The organism is Aeromonas sp. 600724 (assembly GCF_049175135.1).
Classification (GTDB): domain Bacteria; phylum Pseudomonadota; class Gammaproteobacteria; order Enterobacterales; family Aeromonadaceae; genus Aeromonas; species Aeromonas veronii_A.
This window is the reverse complement of record NZ_JAAKUM010000007.1, coordinates 24,276-48,362: the sequence shown is the minus strand read 5'-3', so window position 1 is coordinate 48,362 and position 24,087 is coordinate 24,276. Positions and strand designations below refer to the sequence as shown.

The 24,087-nt window shown below is 60.6% G+C and carries 19 protein-coding genes and 1 pseudogene; 11 read left to right on the top strand and 9 right to left on the bottom strand.

Going from position 1 to position 24,087, the window contains the following annotated elements; all coding sequences use genetic code 11:
• Positions 1-50: 50 nt before the first annotated feature.
• Together gshA and G5168_RS08230 are read left to right on the top strand one after the other, a co-directional pair.
• Positions 51-1,649 carry a glutamate--cysteine ligase gene (gene gshA, locus G5168_RS08235; protein ID WP_227341926.1) on the top strand — a complete coding sequence of 533 codons (1,599 nt, stop codon included), beginning with the start codon at positions 51-53 and terminating at the stop codon, positions 1,647-1,649.
• A 120-nt stretch (positions 1,650-1,769) separates the two neighbouring features.
• A pseudogene (locus G5168_RS08230) lies at positions 1,770-2,989 on the top strand (IS3 family transposase).
• 66 nt (positions 2,990-3,055) lie between these two features.
• Here G5168_RS08230 and G5168_RS08225 read toward each other — a convergent pair.
• Positions 3,056-4,846, bottom strand: coding sequence for an AMP-dependent synthetase/ligase (locus G5168_RS08225; protein WP_216952881.1), 1,791 nt, complete (start codon positions 4,844-4,846; stop codon positions 3,056-3,058).
• A gap of 227 nt (positions 4,847-5,073) precedes the next feature.
• On the opposite strand from G5168_RS08225, the gene G5168_RS08220 reads away from it, so the two are divergent.
• Positions 5,074-5,574, top strand: coding sequence for a hypothetical protein (locus G5168_RS08220; RefSeq protein WP_406596058.1), 501 nt, complete (start codon positions 5,074-5,076; stop codon positions 5,572-5,574).
• A 7-nt stretch (positions 5,575-5,581) separates the two neighbouring features.
• On the opposite strand, the gene rimI is transcribed toward G5168_RS08220, so the two are convergent.
• Both rimI and G5168_RS08210 read right to left on the bottom strand, forming a co-directional pair.
• The gene (gene rimI / locus G5168_RS08215) at positions 5,582-6,031 is read right to left on the bottom strand and encodes a ribosomal protein S18-alanine N-acetyltransferase (RefSeq protein ID WP_216952883.1); all 450 of its coding nucleotides are present in this window, start codon (positions 6,029-6,031) and stop codon (positions 5,582-5,584) included.
• A gap of 109 nt (positions 6,032-6,140) precedes the next feature.
• A complete protein-coding gene (locus G5168_RS08210; protein ID WP_227341928.1) occupies positions 6,141-6,575 on the bottom strand; it encodes a DNA polymerase III subunit psi in 435 nt (144 codons plus the stop codon).
• A gap of 313 nt (positions 6,576-6,888) precedes the next feature.
• On the opposite strand from G5168_RS08210, the gene G5168_RS08205 reads away from it, so the two are divergent.
• From G5168_RS08205 to G5168_RS08185, 5 genes are all read left to right on the top strand, one after another.
• Positions 6,889-8,502, top strand: a complete 1,614-nt coding sequence (locus G5168_RS08205; RefSeq protein WP_421252069.1) for an ATPase RavA domain-containing protein — start codon at positions 6,889-6,891, stop codon at positions 8,500-8,502.
• A 9-nt stretch (positions 8,503-8,511) separates the two neighbouring features.
• The gene (gene viaA, locus G5168_RS08200) at positions 8,512-9,966 is read left to right on the top strand and encodes an ATPase RavA stimulator ViaA (RefSeq protein WP_421172245.1); all 1,455 of its coding nucleotides are present in this window, start codon (positions 8,512-8,514) and stop codon (positions 9,964-9,966) included.
• A gap of 195 nt (positions 9,967-10,161) precedes the next feature.
• Positions 10,162-12,009, top strand: a complete 1,848-nt coding sequence (locus G5168_RS08195) for a diguanylate cyclase (protein ID WP_151286234.1) — start codon at positions 10,162-10,164, stop codon at positions 12,007-12,009.
• Between the two features lie 219 nt (positions 12,010-12,228).
• Positions 12,229-13,815: a peptide chain release factor 3 gene (gene prfC, locus G5168_RS08190; protein ID WP_005349018.1), complete on the top strand. Its 1,587-nt coding sequence runs from the start codon at positions 12,229-12,231 to the stop codon at positions 13,813-13,815.
• 57 nt (positions 13,816-13,872) lie between these two features.
• Positions 13,873-14,349 carry an ASCH domain-containing protein gene (locus G5168_RS08185; RefSeq protein WP_266134772.1) on the top strand — a complete coding sequence of 159 codons (477 nt, stop codon included), beginning with the start codon at positions 13,873-13,875 and terminating at the stop codon, positions 14,347-14,349.
• Between the two features lie 43 nt (positions 14,350-14,392).
• Here the strand turns inward: G5168_RS08185 and G5168_RS08180 are convergent, their stop codons facing one another.
• Together G5168_RS08180 and mdtH are read right to left on the bottom strand one after the other, a co-directional pair.
• Entirely contained in the window at positions 14,393-15,307 is a 915-nt protein-coding gene (locus tag G5168_RS08180) for a bifunctional helix-turn-helix transcriptional regulator/GNAT family N-acetyltransferase (RefSeq protein ID WP_081042924.1), read from the bottom strand.
• Between the two features lie 140 nt (positions 15,308-15,447).
• Positions 15,448-16,644, bottom strand: coding sequence for a multidrug efflux MFS transporter MdtH (gene mdtH, locus G5168_RS08175; protein ID WP_421172242.1), 1,197 nt, complete (start codon positions 16,642-16,644; stop codon positions 15,448-15,450).
• A 92-nt stretch (positions 16,645-16,736) separates the two neighbouring features.
• Here mdtH and G5168_RS08170 point away from each other — a divergent pair, with 92 nt between their 5' ends.
• The gene (locus G5168_RS08170) at positions 16,737-17,630 is read left to right on the top strand and encodes a LysR family transcriptional regulator (RefSeq protein WP_005340524.1); all 894 of its coding nucleotides are present in this window, start codon (positions 16,737-16,739) and stop codon (positions 17,628-17,630) included.
• Positions 17,631-17,662: 32 nt separating this feature from the next.
• Here the strand turns inward: G5168_RS08170 and G5168_RS08165 are convergent, their stop codons facing one another.
• Positions 17,663-19,438, bottom strand: a complete 1,776-nt coding sequence (locus G5168_RS08165; protein ID WP_204384234.1) for a M4 family metallopeptidase — start codon at positions 19,436-19,438, stop codon at positions 17,663-17,665.
• Between the two features lie 345 nt (positions 19,439-19,783).
• Between G5168_RS08165 and G5168_RS08160 the strand changes: the two genes are divergently transcribed.
• Positions 19,784-20,338 (top strand): GNAT family N-acetyltransferase, encoded by a 555-nt coding sequence (locus G5168_RS08160; RefSeq protein WP_421252068.1) that lies wholly within the window; start codon positions 19,784-19,786, stop codon positions 20,336-20,338.
• Positions 20,338-20,889: a ribosomal protein S5-alanine N-acetyltransferase gene (gene rimJ, locus G5168_RS08155; RefSeq protein ID WP_139436559.1), complete on the top strand. Its 552-nt coding sequence runs from the start codon at positions 20,338-20,340 to the stop codon at positions 20,887-20,889. Before G5168_RS08160 ends, rimJ begins: the two co-directional genes overlap by 1 nt.
• Before the next feature lie 62 nt (positions 20,890-20,951).
• Here rimJ and G5168_RS08150 read toward each other — a convergent pair whose 3' ends face one another.
• The 3 genes from G5168_RS08150 to G5168_RS08140 all read right to left on the bottom strand — a co-directional run bounded on the left by G5168_RS08150 (position 20,952) and on the right by G5168_RS08140 (position 23,858).
• The gene (locus tag G5168_RS08150) at positions 20,952-21,200 is read right to left on the bottom strand and encodes a hypothetical protein (RefSeq protein ID WP_005340533.1); all 249 of its coding nucleotides are present in this window, start codon (positions 21,198-21,200) and stop codon (positions 20,952-20,954) included.
• A 309-nt stretch (positions 21,201-21,509) separates the two neighbouring features.
• On the bottom strand, positions 21,510-22,559 hold the full coding sequence (locus G5168_RS08145; protein WP_421252067.1) for an oxidoreductase: 1,050 nt from the start codon (positions 22,557-22,559) through the stop codon (positions 21,510-21,512).
• A gap of 135 nt (positions 22,560-22,694) precedes the next feature.
• Positions 22,695-23,858: a multidrug effflux MFS transporter gene (locus tag G5168_RS08140; RefSeq protein ID WP_185900075.1), complete on the bottom strand. Its 1,164-nt coding sequence runs from the start codon at positions 23,856-23,858 to the stop codon at positions 22,695-22,697.
• Positions 23,859-24,087: the final 229 nt, after the last annotated feature.

Below are 24,087 nucleotides of genomic sequence, written 5' to 3'. Positions count from 1 at the left end.
TAAAAATCAAGAGCCGCCCCGGATGGGGCGGCCTCACATGAGCCGTGAATATGACTACAACAAGCTTGTCGCTCACCGAGTTGCTGAATGCGTTGGGATCACCGGAGCGCCTCACCGCGCTCAAGGGGATCCGGCGCGGGATCGAACGTGAATGCCTGCGCATCACGCCGGATGGCCGACTCGCCCAGAGTGACCATCCACGGGCGCTGGGCTCGGCCCTGACCCATCCCAATATCACCACCGACTACTCGGAGAGCCTGCTGGAGTTCATCACCCCGGCCACCGACTCCATCGACAGCCTGATGGAGCAGCTCGGCGACATCCATCACCATGTGATTCAGCATCTGGGTGACGAGCGGATTTGGCCGCTCTCCATGCCATGCTTCGTCGGTGGGGAAGAGAGCATCCGGCTGGCCCAGTACGGCAGCTCCAATATCGGCAAGATGAAGACCCTCTACCGTCAGGGATTGAAGAACCGCTACGGCAGCCTGATGCAGGTGATCGCCGGGGTGCACTTCAACTTCTCCATGCCCGACAGCTTCTGGAGCGAGTGGCAGGATCTGGTGTGCGAAGGGTGCTGCAGCCAGCGCTTTATCTCCGACAAGTACATGGGGCTTATTCGCAACGTCTACCGCTTCGGCTGGCTGGTGCCCTATCTGTTCGGCGCCTCCCCGGCCATCTGCGAATCCTTCCTCAAAGGGCGCAAGAGCAACCTGCCGTTCGAGAAGACCGGCAAGGGCACCCTCTATCTGCCTTACGCCACCGCGCTGCGTCTCTCCGATCTCGGTTACACCAACAGCGCCCAGGCTGGGCTCAAGATCAGCCACGACAGCCTGCCAGCCTATGTCAGCAGCCTGCGCCGCGCCATCAACACCCACAATCCCGACTTTGCCAAGATCGGGGTCAAGGTGGATGGGGAGTATCGTCAGCTCAATGACAACGTGTTGCAGCTGGAGAACGAGCTCTACGCTCCAATCCGTCCCAAGCGCACCCCGCGCAGCGGCGAGAAGCCCTCGGATGCGCTGGATCAGCGCGGCATCGAATACATCGAGCTGCGCACCGTGGACGTCAACCCCTTCACCCCGCTCGGTATCGATGCCGACCAGATCCGCTTCTTCGATCTGTTCCTGGTCTGGTGCTTGTTGCGCCCCTCTCCGGTGCTGAGTGACGAGGAGATTGCCCGCAACCGCCGCAACCAGAACAAGGTGGTGCTGGAGGGACGTCGTCCCGGCCTCGAGCTGGAGGACGAGCAGGGTCATGCCATTGGCCTCAAAGAGTACGGCCTCAAGCTGTTCGACGAGCTGGCTCAGGTGGCCGAATTGCTGGATCGCTGCTGCGGCCGTAACCACTATCGCAAAACGCTGGCAATGCACCGTGAGAAGCTGCTCAATCCGGATTTGACCTACTCCGCCCGCATGCTCAAGGAGCTGCTGGAGAGTGGCAAGGATAACGGCTGTTACGGCGACAAGCTGGCGACCCGCTATCGCGAGGAGCTGCTGGCAGGGGAGCTGCAATACTGGGATGAGGCCTACTTTGCCGGTGAGGCGAAGGATTCCCTGGCCAAACAACGGGAGCGCGAGCGCAGCGACAGCCTGTCATTCGATGACTTCCTGGCCGACTACTTCGGTACCAGTACCACCACGGCCTGAAGGCGGGTTCGTTCCGACCCAAGTGCCAGCAAAAAGCCGCTCGAGTGAGCGGCTTTTTTATTTCTCTTGTCCCGTCCTGAATATGGTTTACACCTTTCCCCCCAATAAATGGAGAGCCCGATGGGACAAGGTGTGAAACGGACACAGCGCGATTACTCGCTGACTTTTAAACTGGCACTGGTCGAGCAGATTGAAAAAGGCGAGCTCACCTACAAACAGGCTCAGGTGCGTTATGGCATTCAGGGCCGCTCCACCGTTCTGGTATGGTTGCGTAAACATGGTCGGCAAGATTGGAGCCAGGGGGCTTCTGTACGTGCCGGCAGGAGCATCACCATGCCTGACCCCGACAACCAGACACCCGAACAGCGTATCAAGGAACTTGAGCAACAGCTGGCGCTGATGAGTCAGAAGGCCCAGTTCTTTGAGGCCGTTGTCGATGTACTGAAGAATGACTACGGCGTCTCTATCGTAAAAAAGCGACCCGGCAAGTCCTCTCGTAGCGGCAAGTCGAAAGGCTGAGCATTGTCAGGGCTTGCCTGTTTCTGGGGATAAGCCGGCAGGCTTACTACAAGCGCAATTGGGTCGCCGACGAGCGCCATGCACAGGGATTGCAGGTGGTGCGCTTCGTGCGTCAGGTTCGACTGCGACAACCTCGGGTGGGCACTCGCAAGCTGCATTATCTGCTCCAGGGTCAGGATGATGGCGGGCTCAAGGTCGGGCGGGACAGGCTGTTTCAGATATTGGCCGAGCACCGCTTGCTAGTGCAACCTAAGCGGGCGTATCACAAGACCCCCCACAGTTTTCACCGTTTCTACCGTCATCCCAACTTGCTCAAGGCGGGGCCAGAGCAGGTCACACCGGTGGCCCCGGAGCAGGTCTGGGTCGCTGATATCACCTATCTGCCAGCCAGGAGCGGGCCGCTGTACCTGAGCCTGGTGACGGATGCCTACTCACGCAAGATAGTGGGCCATCACGTGCACGAAGGGATGCACGCCGAGTCGGTGGCGATGGCGTTCAAGAAAGCACTGAAGCAACGGCGTGGCGACGGTGAACTCATCCATCACTCAGACCGCGGCGTGCAGTATTGCTCGGGACTGTATCAGTCATTACATGAACGGTACGGGGTGAAATGCTCGATGACGGATGGGTATGACTGTTACCAGAATGCGTTGGCGGAGCGGGTGAACGGGATTTTGAAAGGAGAGTTATTGTTGCAAAGCCCGCAGGATTTGACGCAAGCGCGGGAAATGGTGCGTGAAGCGGTGGATATTTACAACGTGGAGCGGCCGCATCATGCGTTGAAATACAGAACCCCCGATGCGGTACATAGAGGGTTCTGAGTAGAAAAATGCTAGTTGAAAATGTGTAAACCTATTTCAGGACTAGACATCTGAACCTGAGCGATATCAGACGTGGTTATACATGGCCTCGATTTCGCTCTGGTACTTGGCTTCGATGATCTTGCGGCGCAGCTTCATGGTGGGGGTTAGTTCACCCAGCTCCATGGAGAAGGCGCTCGGCAGCAGGGTAAACTTCTTCACCTGCTCGAACTTGGCCAGCTCTTTTTGCAGATCGGCGATGCGGGCTTCGAAGAACTCCATTACCCGGGAGTGGCGCAGCAGCTCGGTCTTGCACTGGTACTGCAGGTTGATGGAGCGGGCGTACTCCTCCAGCGACTCGAAGCAGGGGACGATCAACGCCGAGACGAAGTGGCGGGCATCGGCGACGATGGCGATCTGCTCGATAAAGCGATCCTTGCCGATGGTCCCTTCCACCAGTTGCGGGGCCACGTACTTGCCGTTGGAGGTCTTCATCAGCTCCTTGAGGCGCTCGGTGAAGTAGATATTGCCCTGGCTGTCGAGCTCACCGGCATCGCCGGTACGCAGGAAGCCATCCTCGGTCATCACTTCGGCGGTGGCGTCCGGCTTGTTGTAGTAGCCGCGCATCACTGTGGGGGAGCGCACCAGCAGCTCGTTGTTCTCACCCAGCTTCACTTCGATGCCGTTCAGTGCCGTGCCGATGGAGCCGAGCTTGAACTGGCTGTCTTCGTAGCAGCAGACGGTGGCAGTGGTCTCGGTCATGCCGTAGCCGTACTTGAGGTTGAGCCCCATCGCCTGGAAGAAGAGGTTCACATCGTCGGCCAGACGGGCGCCCGCCACCGGCAGGAAGCGGGTGCGGCCGCCAAAGCGGGCGCGCAGCTTGCGAAACACCAGTCGCTCGGCGAGCCAGAGCTGGCCGTAGAGCAGCGGGGAAGCGGACTTGCCCGTCTGACGGGTGGCAACCATCTGCTTGCCGACACGGGTTGCCCAGCCAAACAGGGCGCGCCGCAGAGCCGGAGCCTGAGCGACTTTGGCCTGGATCATGGCATAGGCCTTCTCGTAGAGGCGCGGCACGGCGCACATCACGGTCGGCTGCACCTCGCCAATCACATCCATCACCTTCTGCGGATCGCGGATATAGACGTTCTCGGCGCCGCAGTAGAGCACGTAATAGCTCCATACCCGCTCGAACACGTGGCTGAGCGGCAGCATGCAGAGCGACACATCCTGCTGATTGAGGTCGAGGCGGCTGTTGTGCATCTCGAAACAGGCGGCGATGTTGCTGAAGTCGAGCATGACCCCCTTGGGTTCGCCGGTGGTGCCGGAGGTATAGATCAGGGTCAGCAGGTCATCCATCCGGTACTGGGTTTCCCGTACTCGCAGTTCCTGCTCACTGGGCTGATGGTTGCCGGAGACCAGAAATGTCTGGAAGTGGCTCGCCTGCTCGCAGCCGCGCAGGTTGACGTTGCCGTCGAGGGCGATGAGCTGGCGGATCTCGCCGCTTTCAATCAGTTGCAGCGCCTGATCGAACTGAGGTTGTTCGCCAACGAACAGCACCTTGATGCCGGCATCTTTGACGATGTAGCGCAGCTGATCGAGGGTGCTGGTGGGGTAGATAGGGACGCTGACGCCGCGGGCGGCCAAGATGCCGAGATCGGCCTGCGTCCATTCCGGCATGTTGCGGGCATAGATGCCGACCATCTCGGTTGGCTGGTGGCCGGCACGGATCAGCGCCTGTGCGCAGTAGTCCATGGCCTGGCCCAGAGTACGCCAGCCGATGGCGCGCCACTGGCCATCTTGCTGAACCCGCAGGGCAGCCTTGTTGCCAAGCTGGGCAATACGTTCACGCATCAGTCGAACCAGATGAAGCTTCGGCATCAGTTAAACATCCTTTAATTACAGTTGTACGCCCGCGAGGGCACTAAAAATCGGGCTAGAGTTTAAACTTCAACATTACAGCTTACAAGTGTTCGCCGTTTGTCTTGGATCACAAAGAGCGCAAATAGCTCTCCCTTTGCGCAGACTGGCCGATACTGCAAAGGAGCAAAGGGAGAGTTAACGATATGAATCTATGGATGAAAGGGGCATTGGCCGTGATCGGGCTCATGATGGTGGGGGGCGGGGCGGCCTGGTACTTTCTGGGCAAGACACAGCAGCCTGCGAATCCCTGGTATGAAGGGGCGGAGGGATACCAGCAGGCCCAACAGCAGGCATTGGCGCTGGGCTATCCGCTGCTCTATGTGCTGGAGACCCCCAAGTGCCGTCGCTGCAAGGCATTGAACGAACGCTTCTGGCGCAGTGAAGAGATGAGAGTGCCGTTGAGCCGATTGGTCAAGGTGCGGCTCAATCCGGGCAAGGGGGATGGTAGTGAACAGATCCTGCGCCGTTTTCCCAAGGTGGCCACACCGCCCGGCATCTATATCCAGCAGCCGGGTCAACCCCTCAAACCGATCAAGATAGTGGTGGATATACAGCAGATCTGGATGCCGGGGAAAACCTGGCTGCGGGGCTTCTATATGCCGCTTTCCGCCGCCGGATTCGAGGCGGTGGTTCACACCACTCTCTCCTTGCAGGATCCGGCGATGGATAACGCCCCCCTCGATTGAGGCGGGATCAGCTGAAGTCGAACAGGCGGGACATCAGTACTGCATCTTCCCGATCATTGCCGGTGCCGTAGTAGTCGGCGCGGCGGCAATACTCGGCAAAGCCGGCGCTCTCGTAGAGGTTGATGGCGGTCTGGTTGCCTGCCCGCACCTCGAGAAACCAGGCCTCTGCCCCGGCTTGTTTGCTGCGAGTCAGGTAGGCTTGCAGCAGTGTCCGTCCCAACCCCTTGCCCTGAAATTCGGGGTGGACACAGATATTCATCAGCGAGCTGTCTCCGGCCACCAGATCCGAGATATAGAAGCCGGCCGGGCGACCATCGACCAGCATCAAGCCGTTGAGATAGCGAGGACCGAAGCAGGATAGCAGGTTGGCCTGGCTCCAGGGCTCCTTGTGGGCGGCCTGCTCTATGGGATAGACAAGGTCGAAATCGGCTTCGAGCAGGGGACGAAACTCAGGCATGTTGACTCCGGGTGACTGGGTGGAGGATGTCGGGGTTGGCAAAGACGACTTTTGTAAAATCAGGTAAAAAGAGCGGCTTCCAAGAGGGCGTTGAAGGCATGATGCAGGATCATGCCGTACTGTTCGCCAGGTGTCGGCGTAGTTGTTGCCACAGGGCGCGCTTTTGTGCGGCACTGGGGGCCAGCGGGCAGATCAACGCATCGGGTCGTTCCGGGTTGGCCTCCGTCAGCCAGAGCAGCGGTGAGGCATCCGCCGTTTGCAGGTTGGCAGGTGGCAGCTCGCTGAGCAGTGAGACCTCGTCGGGGGTCATGCCGAGCAGCTGGCAGATATCCGCCAGCAGCGTGGTGGCAGGCAGCTGAGGCGCCAGCAACCAGAGTTTGCCGCTGGGCAGCGGAGCGCGGGTGGCCGGTGCTGTCTGGTCGGGCTGCACGGCATCTTGCGCAAGCTCGGGTACGAGATCTGCACCCAGCAATGCCGGACGACGCAGTTGCCAGCTTTGAATGCCCATGCGGGCCAACATGCTCTGACGAACGGGATCTTGCATCTGGGGCGACTCACTCTTGATCTGCGTTGGGGAAAATTGTGTTGCGCAGGGTACACTCGAACCGCTTTTGCTGCACCCTTTGCAACGCATCATCTGGCGCATGCGGGCATGGTGCCATCACGACACTGGCTATGCATGGGCGCAGCACGCTGCCGATACGGTATCGCACTGCCTTTGCGTTTTTTCCTGCCAGAGGCGGGTATTGTGCGGCAAGAGATACCAGAATAAACATCATAACAAGACAAAACCCAAGGTCGAGCAAATGGATATCACGCCTTGGGGCTAACATCATCCCAGCTTCGGAACACTCTCTATGTCGTCTTTAGCTCAAGCCCAGAACCCTGCGCGTCTTGTTCCCATCCAGGAGCGCCTGCCCCGGCTGCTGGCAGCCCTTGGTGAGGGGCTTTATGAACGGCAGGATGCCCTGCGCCTCGGTCTGCTGGCAGCCCTCAGCGGTGAGAGTGTCTTCTTGCTGGGGCCACCCGGTATCGCCAAGAGTCTGATTGCCCGTCGCCTCAAGCTGGCCTTTCACGACGCCCGCCACTTTGAATATCTGATGACCCGTTTCAGCACACCGGAGGAGGTATTTGGCCCCCTCTCCATTCAGGCGCTGAAAGAGGATGGCAAATACCTGCGCCTCACTGCCGGCTATCTGCCGGAGGCTGAGGTGGTGTTCCTCGACGAGATCTGGAAGGCGGGTCCCGCCATTCTCAACACCCTGCTCACCGCCATCAACGAACGGCAGTTCCGCAATGGTGATAGCCAGCATCCCATCCCCATGCGGCTGCTGGTGACCGCCTCCAACGAGCTGCCGGCGCCGGACAGCGGGCTGGAAGCGCTCTACGACCGGATGCTGGTGCGGATCTGGATGGACCGGGTGCAGGAGAAAGCCAACTTTCAATCCATGCTGGCCAGCGACGGTCACGCCCACCAGAATCTGCCGGAATCCCTGCAGATCCGGGGGGATGAGTACGAGCAGTGGCAGAGCCAGATTGAGCAGGTGCGCCTGCCGGATGCCTGTTTCGAACTTATCTATCAGCTGCGCCAGCAGCTAGACAGCCAGCTGGCCCATCGCTGTTATGTGTCGGATCGCCGCTGGAAGAAGGCGGTACGGCTCATCAAGGCGAGCGCCTTCTTCAATGGCCGCGATGAGGTCGCACCGGTGGATCTGCTGCTGTTCAAGGATTGTCTCTGGCATGACGAGGAGTCCCGCACCGCCCTGCTGGAGATGATGACCGAGTTCTCCCGTCTCTACGGTTATCAGCAACTGGCCTTGACCCGCCAGCTGCTTGCCCTGCGGGATCAATTCAAACAGCTCAAACAGGGCGTGGCACAACGTCTCTGCTGCAAGGCGCGCAAGCGCAAGCAGTGGTTTGGCCGACGGGCGAGGGGGATCGAGATCCCCCTCGCCAACGCCAGACCCTTTGGCAAGCAGGTGCACTTCCATCTGCTCACCCCGGCCCCGCTGGATGGCAGCGATCCCGAGCGTCTCACCAGCACCCTGGTGTTCGATCGTACCCTGCTTTCCCATTGGCATCCGACCGGTGAGGCGCTGGTGGGTTATCAATATGGCAACCCGAAAGAGGGACACTACGAGCTGGTACTTGACGATGAGCTGCGCCTGCAGGTGCTCGATATCCAGCGCCAGCAGATCCCGCTGGTATTGATGGAGCGCAACGCCATCCCTGAGGTGGTGCTGGAGCCCTGGCTGCAAGCGCTCGATGAGCTGCTTGCCCAGGTTGGCAAGGTGGTGCAGGAGCTTAAACAGCAGCGCACTCTGTTCGATCGTCATCGGCAGCACCTCTTTATTGCCCAGCGCTGGCTGCAACAGGTGGAAGACAGCTTCTTCGTGCTGAGCCGGGATCTTGAACTGCTGCGCGGCGAGCTGACACAGTGGCGCGAGCGGTTGCCAAGGCTGGACGAGTAAGGAGCGCTCATGCTTGAGATTGGCATGCTGGATCTGGGGCTCCTGATCGGTGAAGGGGAGCTGGCAGGGGAGGTGGCTCTTTTGCTTGCTGCGTCGCCCAAGATCTCCGAGTTCATCAAGCGCTCCCCGCTGCAGGGCAAGCTGCTGAAAAAGCGCCTGCAGAGCTGGGGTGAGCAGCTTGGCGAGGAGATCCGTCACAAGCCGGTGCCGGTGGCGCTGGAGCAGGAGTACCTGCTCTATCAGGCGCACCGGCAGTTGCCGATGACCGAACTGATAGGCCGTTTGCCCGCCCTGCTGGAGTCGCTGGATCACTACAGCCCCTTTGCCGGTGAGGCCCGTTCGCTGGTTCGCCAGCTGATGGCTCACCCCACCGAGGGGCTGCGCCAGCTCTTTATCGATAAGTGGCGCGCCAGTCTGGTGGGGAGCCTGCTGCAACTGCAGCAGCAGATCGCCGAGGCGGAGCGGGAGAAGCAGCGTCAGGAGATTGAAGATCAGCTGCTGGCGAGCCGCACCCTGGCCGATGCCCTCGATCCGAACCAGATCTCAGCCGGTGGTCTTTGGGATCTGGCGCAGGGGCACTGGCACAAACGCAGTCTGGTGCTGGTCAAGCAATACGCCCGTATGTTGCAGCGCGAGCCCTTGCTGGCGGAGATTGCCGCTCTGCTCGGGCGTAGCGAGCGGGATCGCCGGGCGCAGGAGCAGCCGGTGCCACCGGTTCAGGTGCTGGAGCTGGAGCCCGCCCCCAGCGACGATGTGCCGGACGACCTGGTGGGCATCCACCAGGCGAGCGACCTGATGCGGCTACTGCCAAGCGAGGCGGTGATGCTGGGGCTGCCGGAGCTGGAGCTGGAGTTCTACCGCCGCTATCTGGAGCGGCGCCTGCTCAGTTACCAGTCACGCGGCACCTTGCCGCGCCAGCGCATCATGCTGCGCACCCCGGAGCAGGGGGGGCAGCAGTTGCAGCAGCGGGGCCCCTTTATCGTCTGTGTCGATACCTCCGGCTCCATGGGGGGCTATCCCGAGGAGTGTGCCAAGGCACTCTTTCTTGCGCTGCTCAAGGTGGCGATGGATGAGAAGCGCGGTTGCTACCTGATGCTCTTCTCTACCGAGGTGGCGACCCTTGAGATCACCGCCGATACCGGACTGGACAAGGCGGAGCGCTTCCTCTCCATGAGCTTTCACGGTGGTACCGATCTGGTGCCTTGTCTGGAGAAGGCGCTGGTCAAACTCGATGATCCTGCCTTTGCCAAGGCAGATGTGTTGGTTATTTCGGACTTTATCGCTCAGAGTCTGCCCCATGCCCTGCTCGAGCAGATGAACCGCTATCGCCAGCGCCAGACCCGCTTTCACGCAGTGGCCATGTCCCGGCACGCCAAACCGGCACTGTTGCGGGTCTTTGACAACAGCTGGCTGCTCGATTGCGGTCTGCGCGGCCGGCTACTGCGGCGCTGGCAGCATCATTAGTTACCGGGAGGGAGCCAGCCCCCTCTTTCGCTCTGTATCCCCCTCCTCATTCCAACGTTATGATATTGCTGTAAAATGTGAGATGAAACCCATTCAAGTCCTCTCTCCTTGCGGTAGCCTTTACAGCCGTTGTTACAGGGTGATTTTCCGGTATCGGGTCGCCTGCTGCTCTTTCCCCATTCATCCGGAGTGTTTATGAGCCGACTTGCCTTGCTGCTGTTGCTGGCGGTATTCGGGCTGGCAGCCAGACCCTTGTCCCCCGAGCAGTTGGAAAATGAACTGGAGGAGATGGAGCAGGTCCATCAGCCTATCGAGTTGCTGCGGGAGCGCGTTGCTCGCTTGCTGCGGGATGGCAGCGACTATCCACCGTCCCAGCTGATGCGGATCAGTCGTCTGGCTTGCTGGGCCCAATCTGCCGATGACATCCAGGCGTCTCGCCGTGCGATTGCGTATGCCGACAGCCAACTGGTGCTGGCTCAACAACGGGGAGATGACGCAGCCATTGCCGAGTTGCTCATCTGTCGTGGCTGGTTCAATCAGCTGCTCGGCGAGGTGGCACAAGCCCGTCGGGATTATGATGAGGGGCTGCGGTTGGCAGGGGAGGCCGCTGTGCTCAAGCTGGAGGCGCTGGCGCTGTCCCACCGGGGAGCCATGTTGTCGTTTCAGGGGGCGTCAGGGCAGGGGCTGGTGGATCTCACTAGGGCGCACGACATCTACGAACGGTTGGGATTGACCACCTGGTATAACCGGGCGCAGCTCGAGATTGCCGCCGCGTTTCGCCGCATGGGTCTCTATGCCGAGGCTCTCACTACCCTGAACCGGTTGCATGAACACTTTGCCCACAACCATGACGGGTTCGGTTTGGCCAGGATGAGAGAGCAGCTGGCTCTGGTCTATCTGGAGACGGGGCGCTATCAGGAAGCGCAGCAGGAGCTCGAACGTAGTCTCGCCTTTTTGCAACAACCCGAGTACCGGATTGAACATGCGGATCGTCAAGTGATGCTGGCGGAGGCTCTGCTCGGTCTGGCGCGCCTGGAGCAGGCCGGACGCTTGCTGGCGCAGGCAGCAGGCGTGCTCACCCCTGAAGTTGATCCTATCCTCCACGCCCATCTCGAGCTGGTAATGGCCAAACTGCAGGTGAAAATGCGGGATCCGGCCCCGGCCTTGAGCGCACTGGCGAAGATTGAACCGATCCTGAAGGCTGAGGGGCACACTCGTTACCTGATGGATCTCTACGCAGTGCGCAGCGAAGCATTCGAGCTGCAAGGGGACTATCCGGCTGCGCTGGCGGCCTTGCGGGATCATTTGGTGCAAGAGCAGCGCCTCGACCAGATGCAGCGAGAGCAGAGTACAGCCTGGGTGCGCGGCCAGTTTGAACTGACCCGCCAGGCGGAAGAGAACAAGCGGTTGCGGGTCGAGCAGCAGTTGCAGCGGCAGGAGCTGGCGCAGATCAAGGAGCGTCGCTTCTGGTTGCTGGTGGTGATGGTGCTCTGCGGTGGAGTGGCTCTGCTGACGATGAGGTGGTTGCTGGAGCGCAATCGTCGGATGCATCGGTTGGCCTTTACCGATGAGCTGACCGGTATCGATAACCGGCGTCGGGTGCTGGTGGATGGGCGCGAGCACTTTGAGCTGGCCCGCAGGCAGCAAATGCCCTTTTCTCTGCTGCTTTTTGATATCGATCACTTCAAGCGGATCAACGATTCGCTGGGTCATCATCAGGGAGATCGGGTACTGCAGTGGGTATCCAGAATGGTGGCAAGAGAGTTGCGGCAGCAGGATCTGCTGGGCCGTACCGGTGGAGAGGAGTTTTTAGCACTGCTGCCGGAGACGGGGCTGGAGGAGGCGTCCCGTTTGGCTGAGCGTATCCGCGCCAGGGTCGGCCAACGGGCGTTGCCCGGTTTGTCCCATCCGGTGACCATCAGCATCGGGTGTGCCTGCCAGCGCGATGATGATCAGGATCTGGCCGCGTTGATCCGGCGTGCGGATGAGGCTCTCTACCGGGCAAAGGGGGCCGGGCGCAACCGGGTGGAAACAGACGACTGACGGACTGGGTATTTTTCACTCGCGCGGGTATAATGTCGCGCAATTTTGCTTTGACTCAGGCGATAAGACCCATGTAACGCAACCCTCCTCCCTCTCTCCACCAGGTTGGCAACACGCCAGCTGGCGTGGCTTTCGTTGCGTATACATGTGCCGTGAGCGGCATTCCGGATTTATTCCCACGGTGGCTGATGCCACCGCTCAATAGAAGAACGTTGAATTATGTCAGCTGAATTTCTGAGTGAAGTCTCCAAGAGACGCACTTTTGCGATCATTTCGCACCCGGATGCGGGTAAAACCACCATCACTGAAAAAGTCCTGCTGTTCGGACAGGCCATTCAGCGCGCCGGTACCGTCAAGGGCCGTGGCTCGGGCCAGCACGCCAAATCCGACTGGATGGAGATGGAGAAGCAGCGTGGTATCTCCATCACCACCTCGGTGATGCAGTTCCCCTATGCCGATTGTCTGGTCAACCTGCTCGATACCCCGGGTCACGAGGACTTCTCTGAAGATACCTACCGTACCCTGACCGCGGTCGACTGCTGCCTGATGGTCATCGATGCCGCCAAGGGTGTTGAAGACCGGACCCGCAAGCTGATGGAAGTGACCCGTCTGCGTGATACCCCTATCCTCACCTTCATGAACAAGCTGGACCGCGAAGTGCGCGATCCGATGGAAGTGATGGACGAGGTGGAGCGCGAGCTGAAGATCATGTGCGCCCCGATCACCTGGCCAATCGGCTGTGGCAAATCCTTCAAGGGTGTCTATCACCTCTACAAGGATGAGACCTATCTCTACCAGAGCGGTCAGGGCCACACCATTCAGGAGAAGCGTGTAGTCAAGGGGCTGAACAACCCGGATCTGGATGCCGCCGTCGGCGAAGATCTGGCCCGGCAACTGCGTGACGAGCTGGAGCTGGTGCAGGGCGCCTCTCCCGAGTTCGATCACGATGCCTTTATCGCTGGCGAGATGACCCCGGTCTTCTTCGGTACCGCACTGGGTAACTTCGGTGTTGACCACATGCTGGATGGCCTGACTGACTGGGCGCCGTCTCCTATGCCGCGCAAGGCCGAGAGCCGCGAAGTGGTGGCGACCGAGGAGAAGTTCTCCGGTTTCGTATTCAAGATCCAGGCAAACATGGATCCGAAGCACCGTGACCGTATCGCTTTTATGCGTATCGTGTCAGGTACTTACAGCAAGGGCATGAAGATGCGCCACGTGCGTATCGGCAAGGATGTGAACATCTCCGATGCCGTGACCTTTATGGCCGGTGACCGTGAGCAGGCGGAAGACGCCTTCGCCGGTGACATCATCGGTCTGCACAACCACGGTACCATCCAGATCGGCGACACCTTCACCCAGGGTGAGGATCTCAAGTTCACCGGTATCCCGAACTTTGCACCGGAACTGTTCCGCCGCATCCGCCTGCGCGATCCGCTCAAGCAGAAGCAGCTGCTCAAGGGGCTGGTCCAGCTCTCCGAAGAGGGTGCGGTACAGGTGTTCCGTCCGCTGATCAGCAACGATCTCATCGTCGGTGCGGTCGGTGTGCTGCAGTTTGACGTGGTGGTTTCTCGTCTGAAGAGCGAGTACAACGTCGAGGCCATCTACGAGGCGGTCAACGTCTCCACCGCCCGCTGGGTGGAAGGGACCGACGTCAAGAAGTTCGAAGAGTTCAAGCGCAAGAACGAGGTCAACCTGGCCCTCGATGGCGGTGACAACCTCACCTATATCGCGCCGACCATGGTCAACCTGCGCCTGGCACAGGAGCGTCACCCCGACGTGGAGTTCCGCCAGACTCGCGAGCACTGATACTGCTTACCAAATCCCGCCAGATGGCGGGATTTTTTTATGCATCAAGGAGAGGTGATGGTTGAATCGATGAATCCTGCCTGCTCGGCTCTGGCTGAGAGTTATCTGTTATCCCTGCCGGTGGCAGCACGGGCTCGTCATGTCTCAGCGGACTACTTCTGTGCTGATGCACACAATGCCAACCTCTGTGCCGCGCTGGTAGCAGCAGGCCGCAAGCGAGCAACCTGTAGCCTCGCTTACTGGTATCTGGAGAAGGGCGAGCGGATGCCGGAACAGGGGGACCTACTGGTGGTAACCGACTGGAGTGGTCTGCCCAAGGCTCTGGTTGAACTGGTGTCAGTCACCTTGTGTCCATTCGATGAGATTGATGCTGCGTTTGCCGCCGAGGAAGGGGAGGGAGATGGCTCTTTGGCTTGGTGGCACGAGGCGCACAAGGCTTTCTTCGAACGCGAGATGAAGGCGGAAGGGAGAGAATTTGATGAGCACGCCACGCTGGTGCTGGAGCGATTCCGGGTAGTGGCGCTGCCGCAGTAAACGAAGCGGCAAGCAGGGGAGACTCCTGCTTGCCGCTATCACTTTAGAGCGCTAGGTCTAACACCATGCAGATCTCACAATCCCCGTGGCCGGTGCAGCCAAGGGGGCCGGGCAGGTGTTCAAAGCCCAGTGATTCATAGAGGCTGGTGGCTTCGCGCAGTACCTCAGTGGTCTCCAGATAGCAGCGGCGATAGCCCAAACCACGAGCGGCATCCAGTGCCTGCAACACCAGCCGCTTGCCAAGGCCCAGTCCGCGCAGGGCGGGCATAAAGTACATCTTCTGCAGCTCGCAGACTCCCTCTTCTCCCGCCAATGGCGCGATACCACCACCGCCGAGGATGGAACCGTCCGGCCCTTCGATAACCCAGTAGCGGCTCTTCTCCCCCTGATAGCTCTGGGAGAGGGTGTCGAGATTGGGATCCGAGACCCCATACCCTTTGTCGGCGGTGAGGCCATATTCGGCCGAGACGGCGCGGATCACCAAGGCGATCTGGGCATTGTCCGCCGCCGTGATGGGGCGGATCTGGTAACCCCGCTGGCGACGGGCGCGGGAGAGGGCGCTGCGATAGAGACGTAACCCTTGCCACAACTGCTCCCGCTCGGGCAAGCTCAACTGCGCCAGCATCTCTTCCATCGCCCCGTCCATCTCCCGGTGCAACTCCAGCAGCATCCCCTGACCGTTGACGGTGAGGCGGGCCTCCTTGCTGCGGCCGTCGGAGGGGTGCGGGTGCCAGCTGATAAGCTCCCGCTCGGCGAGGCGTGCCAGCGGACGGCTGGCGTTGGATTTGTCGATGTGCAGCTTTTCTGCCAGCTGCTGATTGGTGGCCGGGGCGTTTTCCAGCTCGATCAGCAGGTGAGCCTCGATGGGGGTGAGTGCCAGATTGCCGCACTGCTGGGAGAGCATGCCGAGTTCGCGAACCAGATCGCGCGACAGGGCGCGCAGGGGACGGGGATCCATATCGTGGTTTCCTTTTTAGTTGTGCATGACAACTAAAATAGCGTAAAAGTTGTAATTCGCAACCTTTTGCTGTGATGGCTTGCAGAATATAGGGTAAGCGGCAGCACCGTTGGCGGGGCTGCCGTAGGCAGGGGGGAGCGTCAGGCGGCGGCTCTGATAGCCAGCTCCGGGCGGCGGGAGAAGCAGCGGGAGAGCAGCAACATGGTGGCGACGCCTATGGTGCCCAGCACCAGCCAGGGGAGGGCCGGTTGTCCCTGTTGCAGCGAGAAGTCATAGAGGGAGCCACCGCCCACATAGCCGGTCATGCCCCCCAGCGCCAGTCCGAGGCGGCTGAAGCCCATGTAGCTGCCGCGGGCTGTGGGGTTGGCCAGCCGGGTCATCAGGGTCTCCCGGGCCGGTTCACAGATGATAATCCCCAGATAGAAGCAGGCCAGCAGCACGAAGATGCCGGAGAGGGTGCTGACAAAGGCGACCAGCCCGATCCCCACCGTCATCAGCAGGATACCCGCCATCAGCCGGCTCTCCAGCCGATAGCGCCGCTCGCTAAAACGGGCGATAGGGTAGAGCAGCGCCAGCGACAGCGCCGTTTCCAGGCTGTACATCCAGCCCACCGCCGTGGTGGTGCCGGAGAGCTGCTTGACCAGAATGGGGAAAATAAGCATCACCTGTACCCACAGCATGTAGTAGCCGCTCAGGATCAGCACCAGTCGGCAGAAGGCGCGATCCGCCAGCACCTGCCCCAACCCTTCCCGCATCGGAGTCGGTTTGACCGAGAGGCGGTAGGCGGGCAGCAGGGTCCAGTTGCAGAGAGCCGCCAGGGTGAAGAGCCCGGCACCCAGCAGGCAGACATAGGTGAAGTCAAAGCGCAGCAGCCAGCTGCCTAGCAGGGCACCGGTGACGGCTCCCGCGCTCTCCAGCATCATCAGCAGGGAGATAAAGCGGCCCCGCTCATGGGGACGGGTAAATTTGATCACCAGTGCGGCCCGTGGCGGATCGAACAGGCAACCGCCCAGTCCGGAGAGGAAGCAGGAGAAGATCAGCATGGCGCCGCTGTCGGCCCAGGCCAGGGTGGCAAAGCCGACGGCGCGCAGCAACATGCCGGTGACGATGAGCGGGCGGGCGCCGAAGCGGTCGGCGAGGGAGCCGCCGAAGATCCCCAGTCCCTGCTGGGTCAGCTGGCGCAGGCCGAGGGCCAGCCCCACCAGACCGGCGGCCCAGCCGAGTTGATCGACGAAGCGCAGGCTGATCATCGGCATCACCACAAAGAAACCCAGGATCACCAGTGTGGTATCCAGCGCCAGAAACCAGCGTCCCCAAAACCTCGCCCTATCGACCATAACGCCCTCTCATTCACAGATACCTTCATTCTGGAGAGGGTTTAGATATAGTGGTAGACGACAACTACCTATATTTCATATCAGGATTATTTATGTCTATGGATCTGGACGATCTGCAACTGCTGCTGGATGTGGCCGAGCTGGGCAGCTTCAGTCAGGCGGCGGCCATTCGTGGCTGGTCACAGCCGCTGGTGAGCCAGCGGATTGCCCAGCTGGAGGAGAGCCTCGGGGCACCGCTGTTTCAGCGTCATCGGCGCGGGGTGACGCCGACCCGTGCCTGCGAGGAGTTTCTCCCTGCCGCCCGCTCGGCGCTGGCCACTCTGAGTGAAGGACGGTTGGCACTGCAGGGGGCACCTGCACTGCCCTGTATCCGTCTCTCCAGCCTCCCTTCGCTCACCTCGGTGGTGTTTGGCTCGCTGTTGATGGAGCTGGTGGATGAGCCGTTCGAGATCCGCTGCACCACGGATCACTCCGGCGAGATCATGCAGTCGCTGCTGACCGGGGAGGCCGATATCGGCTTTGTACTCAAGCGTCCGCCGGTTGCGGGCCTGCAGATGGAGCTGCTCTGCTGCTCCCCCATTATCGCTATCGCCTCGCCATTGCATCCGCTGGCCGGTTGTCACGGCCTCACCCTGGAGGATATTGCCGACCAGCGGCTGGCGCCTCAGGTATGGGGGCCGGGGTGTGACGTCTTTATCCAGCAGTTGCGGCGGCTGCGACGGGCGGCCAGCCCCCTGCATGCGGTGCAGCCCGCCAGCGCGGCGCGGGATCTGGCGCTGGAACACGGGTTTATCACCCTGATGCCGGAGCTGGCCATCAAGCGGGATCTGGAGGTGGGGCGGCTGGTCAGGCTCGATGTGCGCAATCTGCCGCAGGAACATTGGGATGTGATGATGGCGTGGCGCGGTGGCAAGCGGCCCAACCCGGCCCGGGAAACCGTGTTGGCCACCGCCCGCACGCTGGCGAAACGGTGGCGCAATGAGTAGAACGATGCGGGACAAGGCCCGCATCGGGTGGATCAGTAGCTGGCCTTGAGGGTCACGCCACTGAACGCGGAAAACCCTGACAGCTGCACATGCCAGGTGCCCGCCTTGGGATTGGTGAACGAGCAGCTTTCGTTATTGCCCCCCTTGTAGGGACGGCAGTCGTAACTGCTGCTGGTGGGGGCGCTGCCAAAGCGGACGTAGAGGTCGGCATCACCGGTGCCGCCACTGCTGCTGATCTGCAGCGATCTGGTGCCCGCCGGTACGTTCAGGGTGTAGTTGAGCTTGCCACCCTTGCTGGCGGCGAGGTTGCTCACCGGCACGCCGTTTTGCAGCACGTTGTCACTCGGTGGCGGTGTGGTTCCGCAGCTGGCATCGACCCCGACGGTCTGGAAGGCCCGTGCTACATCCGCCTGACTGTAACCCAGATCGGCGGTCGCCCGGCTGACGCCGCAGGCCCCTTGCTGGTAGTTGGTGTTGGCGCCCCAGTAGAGGCGGTTGGCCAGCAAGAACACTTCAAATGCCTTGCGGGTGTTCCAGCCGCTGCTGGTGGCGAGCAGGTAGAAAGCGCGGTTATAGACCCCTGAGCTGTGGTGTACATCCATCCCCTCCCGATAATCCGCCGCATGGCCGATGGATCTGCCATCCCGGGTCGGATCCTCGAAGTAGCGCAGGGAGCCGTTTCCCTTGAATATCTGCGCGCCGACCAGCCAGTCGTTGCTCCCCTTCATGTAGAACTCGGCCGCTTCCCCCGCCATATCGGAGAAGGCCTCGTTGATGCCGCCGGATTGTCCTGAATAGATCAGCCCGGAGTTCTGCTCGGTAAAGCCGTGGCTCACCTCGTGGGCCGCCACATCGAGGCTCACCAGCGGGTGGAAGGTGGTGGCGCCGTCACCGAAGGTCATCTGGCTGCCATCCCAGAAGGCGTTCTCGTAATTCTTGCTGTAGTGAACCCGCATCTTCAGTTTGAAGGTGAGGGGCGCCGTGTTGTACCAGTTGCGGTACATGTCGAACACCACGTTGCCGAAGTAGTGGGCGTCGTTGAGGGGTGAGTAAGCGCCGTTGATCTCCTTGACCCGGTTCTCCGGGCAGGTGAACTGGTGGATGGCACCGCCAGAGGTGGCGTGGTTGAGGTTGATGGTATCGACGTTGGGGCTGGTCATCCGGCAGTTGTCATCGACGATGAGCGGGCCAAAGTCGGTACCGTAGACGTATTTGCCGGTCTTGATGTTGCCCCCCGGGCCGGTGGCGTCCTTGTGGTTGATCCCCTCCCAGCGTTTGAGCTCCTCACCGCTCTGGGCATCAAGAATGACGAAGGGGCGGCTTGGCTTGTCACCTTCAGCGATGAAGGAGACCTGATAAACCAGCCGGGCCAGCCCGTTTTCATCCTGCATCACGTAGAGTTTGACCTGCTCGTTGCTCCCCTTGCTGCCCGCCTTGGCCTTGCTGGCGGCATCCTGTGGCGAGAGGGTGGCGACCGGGCTTGCCACATCCTGATCGATCTGGCGCAGCATGCGCCCGCTGGCCTGTTGCAGCTGGCCGTTCAGGCTCTTGTCAGCCACCACCACCTGACCCATTACCGGGATGCCGTTCCAGACCTGCTCGTAGCGGATCCGCTGCTGGCCGTTGGGCAGCTTGACCACCCGCACCTGACGAAACTCGCCATCTTCCAGCTGCAAGGTACCACTCGCGGCACTGAGGCCTGTCATGGCCCGGATGCCGTTTGCCGTTACGTTGATCTCTACCTCTTGCGCCGCCAGTGCGGCGCTTCCCCAGCAGGCCAGCGCAACGGCCAGATAAATTTTATTCATCTCTTCTTTCCTTAAATCGATGAGGTTGATAAACCGACCGAAGGTCGGGCGTTTTGAAGCTAGTGCCGGTGGGGGAAAGTGCCCCCTGTCAAAAGTGACAGCGCAGCACAAAGGGGTAGCAGGATCTGCCAAAGTGCCGTTTGGGGGCATTTATCGGCGTCATGTGGAGAGCATTATCCGGTTTCAGACACCCACCCTCCTCTTTTGAGGGAGGAGAGATCGTGCGCAGTCACCCTCTGCGAAGCCTGCCGGAGGGGGCCGTAAAAGTGGCTGGCGCGGCCAGTGGCGATTGGCTACATTGGGTGCTGGTTCGCGATTTGATCACTGATTTGAAAGGAGAATCCCATGTTTTCATGGCAGTTGGACGACGAGCTTGCGCTGCTCTTCTTGCAGCCCGATATGGCGAGCGAACTGTTTGCCCTCTGCAATGACAACCGGGAGTACCTCTCCCAGTGGCTACCCTGGCCGCCACTGCTCCAGCGCCCCGTCGACAGCGCCCTCTTCATTCGCAGTGCCATCGAGAAGTTCGCCCGGGGTGAGGGGCTCACCACTGCCATCGAGTATCAGGGGGAGGTGGTGGGGGTCATAGGTTACAACAGCATCGATCATGATCTTGGCAAGGTGGTCATCGGTTACTGGCTGGCGGAGCGCTGGCAGGGTAACGGCATCATCACCCGGGCCTGTCAGGCCCTGATCCACCACGCCTTCGAGGAGATGGGGATGGAGAAGGTGGAGATCAGCGCCGCCACCGATAACGAGCCCAGCAGAGCCGTCTGTGAGCGGCTCGGGATGCAGCAGGAGGGGGTGACCCGGCGCGCAGAGCGGTTGGGCAACCGGATTGTGGATCACGCCCACTACAGCTTGCTGCGCGATGAGTGGCTAAGACAGCGGGAGTCCTGATGGCGCTGCCACATATCAAGACGGCCCGCACCCACCTGACCATACTGTCGCCGGATCAGGCCCCCATGATGCTCGACTTCTACCGGCGCAACCGCGCCCATCTCGCCCCCTGGGAGCCGCTGCGGGACGAGCACTTTTACACCCTCTCTTACTGGCATGCCCGGCTGCAGGACAGCTACAGCCAGTTTTTCAACGGCACCGGCGTCAATCTGGTGGCCCTCGATCCGGCTGGCGAGCGGGTGATCGCCACTTGCAACTTCAGCAATATCCTGATGGGGGTCTTCAAGGCGTGTCATCTGGGCTATGCCATCGACCAGCAGCATCAGGGGCAGGGGGTGATGAGAGAGGTGCTGTCAGCCGCCATCGACTACCTGTTTCGGGAGCACGATCTGCATCGCATCATGGCTTGCTACATGCCAGCCAATCAGCGCAGCGGCGCCCTGCTGGAGCGGCTTGGCTTCGAGCGGGAGGGATTCGCGAGGGCGTATCTGATGATCAATGGCCGCTGGGAGGATCACATCCTCACCTCGCTGATTAATCCGGCCCCCTGAGCGACAGATAAAAAAACGGGCCCGAAGTTGCCTTCGGACCCGTCTTCGAATGAGGTGCAGGCTTAGTTGGCCTTGGCATCGCTCACTGCAGCTTCAACCTTGGTAGCGGCTTCGGTAGCAGCTTTTTCTACGGTTGCAGTCGCTTCGGAGGTGGCCTTCTCTACGGTAGAGGTGGCTTCGCTAGCGGCTTTTTCTACAGTGGCAGCAACTTCGGCGGCCGGAGCAGCAGCAGGAGCGGCAGCTTTTTCTTCTTTCTGACCGCAAGCAGTCAACATCAGACCCAGGATACCGGCTACCAGTACTTTGTTCATGTGCATTCCCTCAAATAAATATGGAGAGATGGTCTGTGCAACCATCACAGCGCCCACCGTTGCCCGGTATTGAAACAAGAAGCCGAGAGGCAGCAGGCGGGCGCAATATAGCCCCATTAGTTACCGATGAAAACGGATATCACAATGACATTTTTTCGTGCCGTGGATAAAAAGCTCCACTGCAACGACTGATATCAATACAAGATGCCGTCAAATGGTGCTAATTGCACAATAAAACACCACTTTGCTGCCATCTTATGGCGGTTTAACAAGGTCAAGGTTGATCAATAGCGGCCGAAGACCCGCACCTTAGTCAGACAGCTTCTGACAGGGCAGCCGTTTTCCCTCAAGGTGGCTCTGACGGGCCAGATCCAGCAGCGCCATCACCGCCAGCGCTTCACTTGCTGGCACCGGGTTGCTTCCCTCACCCTTGATGGCGGCGCAGACACCGCGATAGTAGGCGCCATAATCTCCCGGCTCACCCACCACGCTCTGCTGCTGTAACTGACCATCGACAATGCGGCTGAGCTGACCGGGTTCGCTATCCATGCCCCAATCCGCCGCCGGTGGCCGCAAGCCCTGCTTGAGCTGATCTTCCTGCACATCCATACCGAATTTGACGAACGAGCCCTGACTGCCGTGAATGACAAAGCGGGGCATGGTGGCCGATACCAGACAGCTGCCATGCAGAATAACCCGCAGAGCACCGTAACCCAGCACCACATGGAAGTAGTCGTCCGCCAGTGCGCCGGGGCGCTGCCCGGCAAGGTCTGCCTGTAGCCAGTCCGGTTGGCCGAAGAGCTGCAGCGCCTGATCCAGCACATGGGGGCCGAGATCGAACCAGAGTCCGGAACCCGGGCCACCCGCTTCGCGCCAGCGCTGGCGCACTTCGGGGCGATAGCGATCGAAGTGCGACTCGAACTGGGCGATCTGCCCCAGTGTCCCCTCGGCAATCAAACGGCGCACGGTGAGAAAATCCCCGTCCCAGCGGCGGTTGTGGAAGATGCTGAGCAGTCGCTGCTGCTTTTCGGCCAGTTCGACCAGTGCTTTCGCTTCTGCCAGATCCAGTGCAAAGGGCTTGTCGATCACCACATGTTTGCCTGCCAGCAGCGCCTGGCGGGCGAGGGGGGCGTGGGTGTCGTTGGGGGTGGCGATCACCACCAGATCGACGGTCTCATCGCTTAGCACCTCCTCCAGTGAACCGACCCGGCAGCCGGGCAGATCGGCCTGCACCTTGGCGGCATCGCGGCTTACCACCCAACTCAGGGACAAGCCCGGGGTGGTGGAGAGGAAGGGGGCGTGGAAGGTCTTGCCTGCAAAGCCATAGCCCACCAGGGCTGCGTTGAGAGTGTGGCTCATCGGGAGTTCTCCGCTGACATCGAGTGAGTGGGGTTGCCATCGCAGGCTCTCTGCCGGATGGCCATTCGTTGTAAAGGCGATACAAACGAGAAGGGGGCCGATGGCCCCCTGAGTGTGCCCATCAGAGCACAGGATTTATTGCAAACACAAGCGGCGGCCGCGCCGGGTCATCAGCATCACCAGAGGCGGCAGCAGCAGCCACATATGCAGCGCCAACTGGCTCAGCGGGTCGTGCATCAGGGCGCCGGTCAGGCCAACCAACGCGCCGGAGCCGCTCATCTGGAACAGGCCGAGCAGGGCGGCGGCGGTACCGGCGCAGTGGCCGAACGGTGCCAGCGCCATCCCGGCGGCAGAGCCCAGAATCATGGCAAAGCCGATGCTGGAGAGGAATACCGGCCCCATCATCGCCAGCGGATGTTCGATGTGCATGGCCAAAGTCAGGGTGATGGCCGAGAGCATCAACACCAGCAGCCCGATGCGAAGGGTGCGTCTTGGCCCCACCTTGGCGATAAAGCGCGGCGCCATGAAGCAGGCCAGAATGTTGAGCGCGGCGTTGGCGGTAAACCAGTAGCTAAAGCCGCTCATATCCAGCCCCAGTTTCACCATCAGCTGCACCGGTGCGGCGGTGACATAAGCGAGGATCACCGCCATCGCCAGCATGCACAGCGCCGCGTTGAACAGGAAGCTGGGGGAGCGTAGTACCGGGCTGTAGCGCGACCAGCTGATGAGGGCCCCTTCACTGCGGGTCTCCTCCGGGCGGGTCTCCGGCATCCGCCACAGCAGCCAGCTGCCGACGATGAGCGCATAACCGGCCATAAACCAGAAGTTGGCAGACCAGCCTGCCTTGGCGGTGAGCCAGCCACCGAGCAGGGGGGCCAGCGCCGGAATAAAGCAGATGGCGCCATTGAGGTAGGAGATCATCTGGCCGCTCTTTTTCGGGCCGTAGCTGTCACGAACCACCGAGAAGGCGGCGACCGAGGTGGCGCAGGCGCCAAAGCCCTGCAGCACCCGCGCCAGCATCAATTCGCCGAGGCTGGCGGCAAAACCGGCCCCCAGCGCGCTCAGGCCATAGAGCAGCACGCCGCCCAGCGCGATGGGCTTGCGACCGTAGCGATCGGCCAGCGGGCCAACAAGCAGTTGCCCCAGTCCCATGCTGAACAGGAACCAGGTGATGGTGCCCTGCATCAGGGTTACTTCGGCGCCCAGCTGCTCGGCCATCTGCGGAATGGCGGGCAGGTAGATGTCGATAGCCAGCGGACTGAACAGCACCAGTAGTACGAGTAAAAGTATCAATGGCATCTGTCACCTCTTTAGTCAGCCAGGTTAATGAATTGGGGCGCGAGTCTACTGACTCACAGTAATGAATAGAAATGGTATTTAATCACTTTGGTTATTCCATTATGGAAACATGTATTAAAAAGCTGGTTATTCGATGGCGGCAAATCCCCCGCAACCCCATCACAGCGGGTGTAATTGACGCTTTTACTAAACGCTTGCGCCGCATAGAATGCGCAGATTATTTTTGCGG

What these genes read in the sequence shown, in the direction of transcription:
- gshA (WP_227341926.1), top strand. Translation starts at nt 51, where the DNA reads ATGACTACAACAAGCTTGTCGCTCACCGAGTTGCTGAATGCGTTGGGA.
- G5168_RS08225 (WP_216952881.1), bottom strand. Translation starts at nt 4,846, where the DNA reads ATGCCGAAGCTTCATCTGGTTCGACTGATGCGTGAACGTATTGCCCAG.
- G5168_RS08220 (WP_406596058.1), top strand. Translation starts at nt 5,074, where the DNA reads ATGATGGTGGGGGGCGGGGCGGCCTGGTACTTTCTGGGCAAGACACAG.
- rimI (WP_216952883.1), bottom strand. Translation starts at nt 6,031, where the DNA reads ATGCCTGAGTTTCGTCCCCTGCTCGAAGCCGATTTCGACCTTGTCTAT.
- G5168_RS08210 (WP_227341928.1), bottom strand. Translation starts at nt 6,575, where the DNA reads ATGCAAGATCCCGTTCGTCAGAGCATGTTGGCCCGCATGGGCATTCAA.
- G5168_RS08205 (WP_421252069.1), top strand. Translation starts at nt 6,889, where the DNA reads ATGTCGTCTTTAGCTCAAGCCCAGAACCCTGCGCGTCTTGTTCCCATC.
- viaA (WP_421172245.1), top strand. Translation starts at nt 8,512, where the DNA reads ATGCTTGAGATTGGCATGCTGGATCTGGGGCTCCTGATCGGTGAAGGG.
- G5168_RS08195 (WP_151286234.1), top strand. Translation starts at nt 10,162, where the DNA reads ATGAGCCGACTTGCCTTGCTGCTGTTGCTGGCGGTATTCGGGCTGGCA.
- prfC (WP_005349018.1), top strand. Translation starts at nt 12,229, where the DNA reads ATGTCAGCTGAATTTCTGAGTGAAGTCTCCAAGAGACGCACTTTTGCG.
- G5168_RS08185 (WP_266134772.1), top strand. Translation starts at nt 13,873, where the DNA reads ATGGTTGAATCGATGAATCCTGCCTGCTCGGCTCTGGCTGAGAGTTAT.
- G5168_RS08180 (WP_081042924.1), bottom strand. Translation starts at nt 15,307, where the DNA reads ATGGATCCCCGTCCCCTGCGCGCCCTGTCGCGCGATCTGGTTCGCGAA.
- mdtH (WP_421172242.1), bottom strand. Translation starts at nt 16,644, where the DNA reads ATGGTCGATAGGGCGAGGTTTTGGGGACGCTGGTTTCTGGCGCTGGAT.
- G5168_RS08170 (WP_005340524.1), top strand. Translation starts at nt 16,737, where the DNA reads ATGTCTATGGATCTGGACGATCTGCAACTGCTGCTGGATGTGGCCGAG.
- G5168_RS08165 (WP_204384234.1), bottom strand. Translation starts at nt 19,438, where the DNA reads ATGAATAAAATTTATCTGGCCGTTGCGCTGGCCTGCTGGGGAAGCGCC.
- G5168_RS08160 (WP_421252068.1), top strand. Translation starts at nt 19,784, where the DNA reads ATGTTTTCATGGCAGTTGGACGACGAGCTTGCGCTGCTCTTCTTGCAG.
- rimJ (WP_139436559.1), top strand. Translation starts at nt 20,338, where the DNA reads ATGGCGCTGCCACATATCAAGACGGCCCGCACCCACCTGACCATACTG.
- G5168_RS08150 (WP_005340533.1), bottom strand. Translation starts at nt 21,200, where the DNA reads ATGAACAAAGTACTGGTAGCCGGTATCCTGGGTCTGATGTTGACTGCT.
- G5168_RS08145 (WP_421252067.1), bottom strand. Translation starts at nt 22,559, where the DNA reads ATGAGCCACACTCTCAACGCAGCCCTGGTGGGCTATGGCTTTGCAGGC.
- G5168_RS08140 (WP_185900075.1), bottom strand. Translation starts at nt 23,858, where the DNA reads ATGCCATTGATACTTTTACTCGTACTACTGGTGCTGTTCAGTCCGCTG.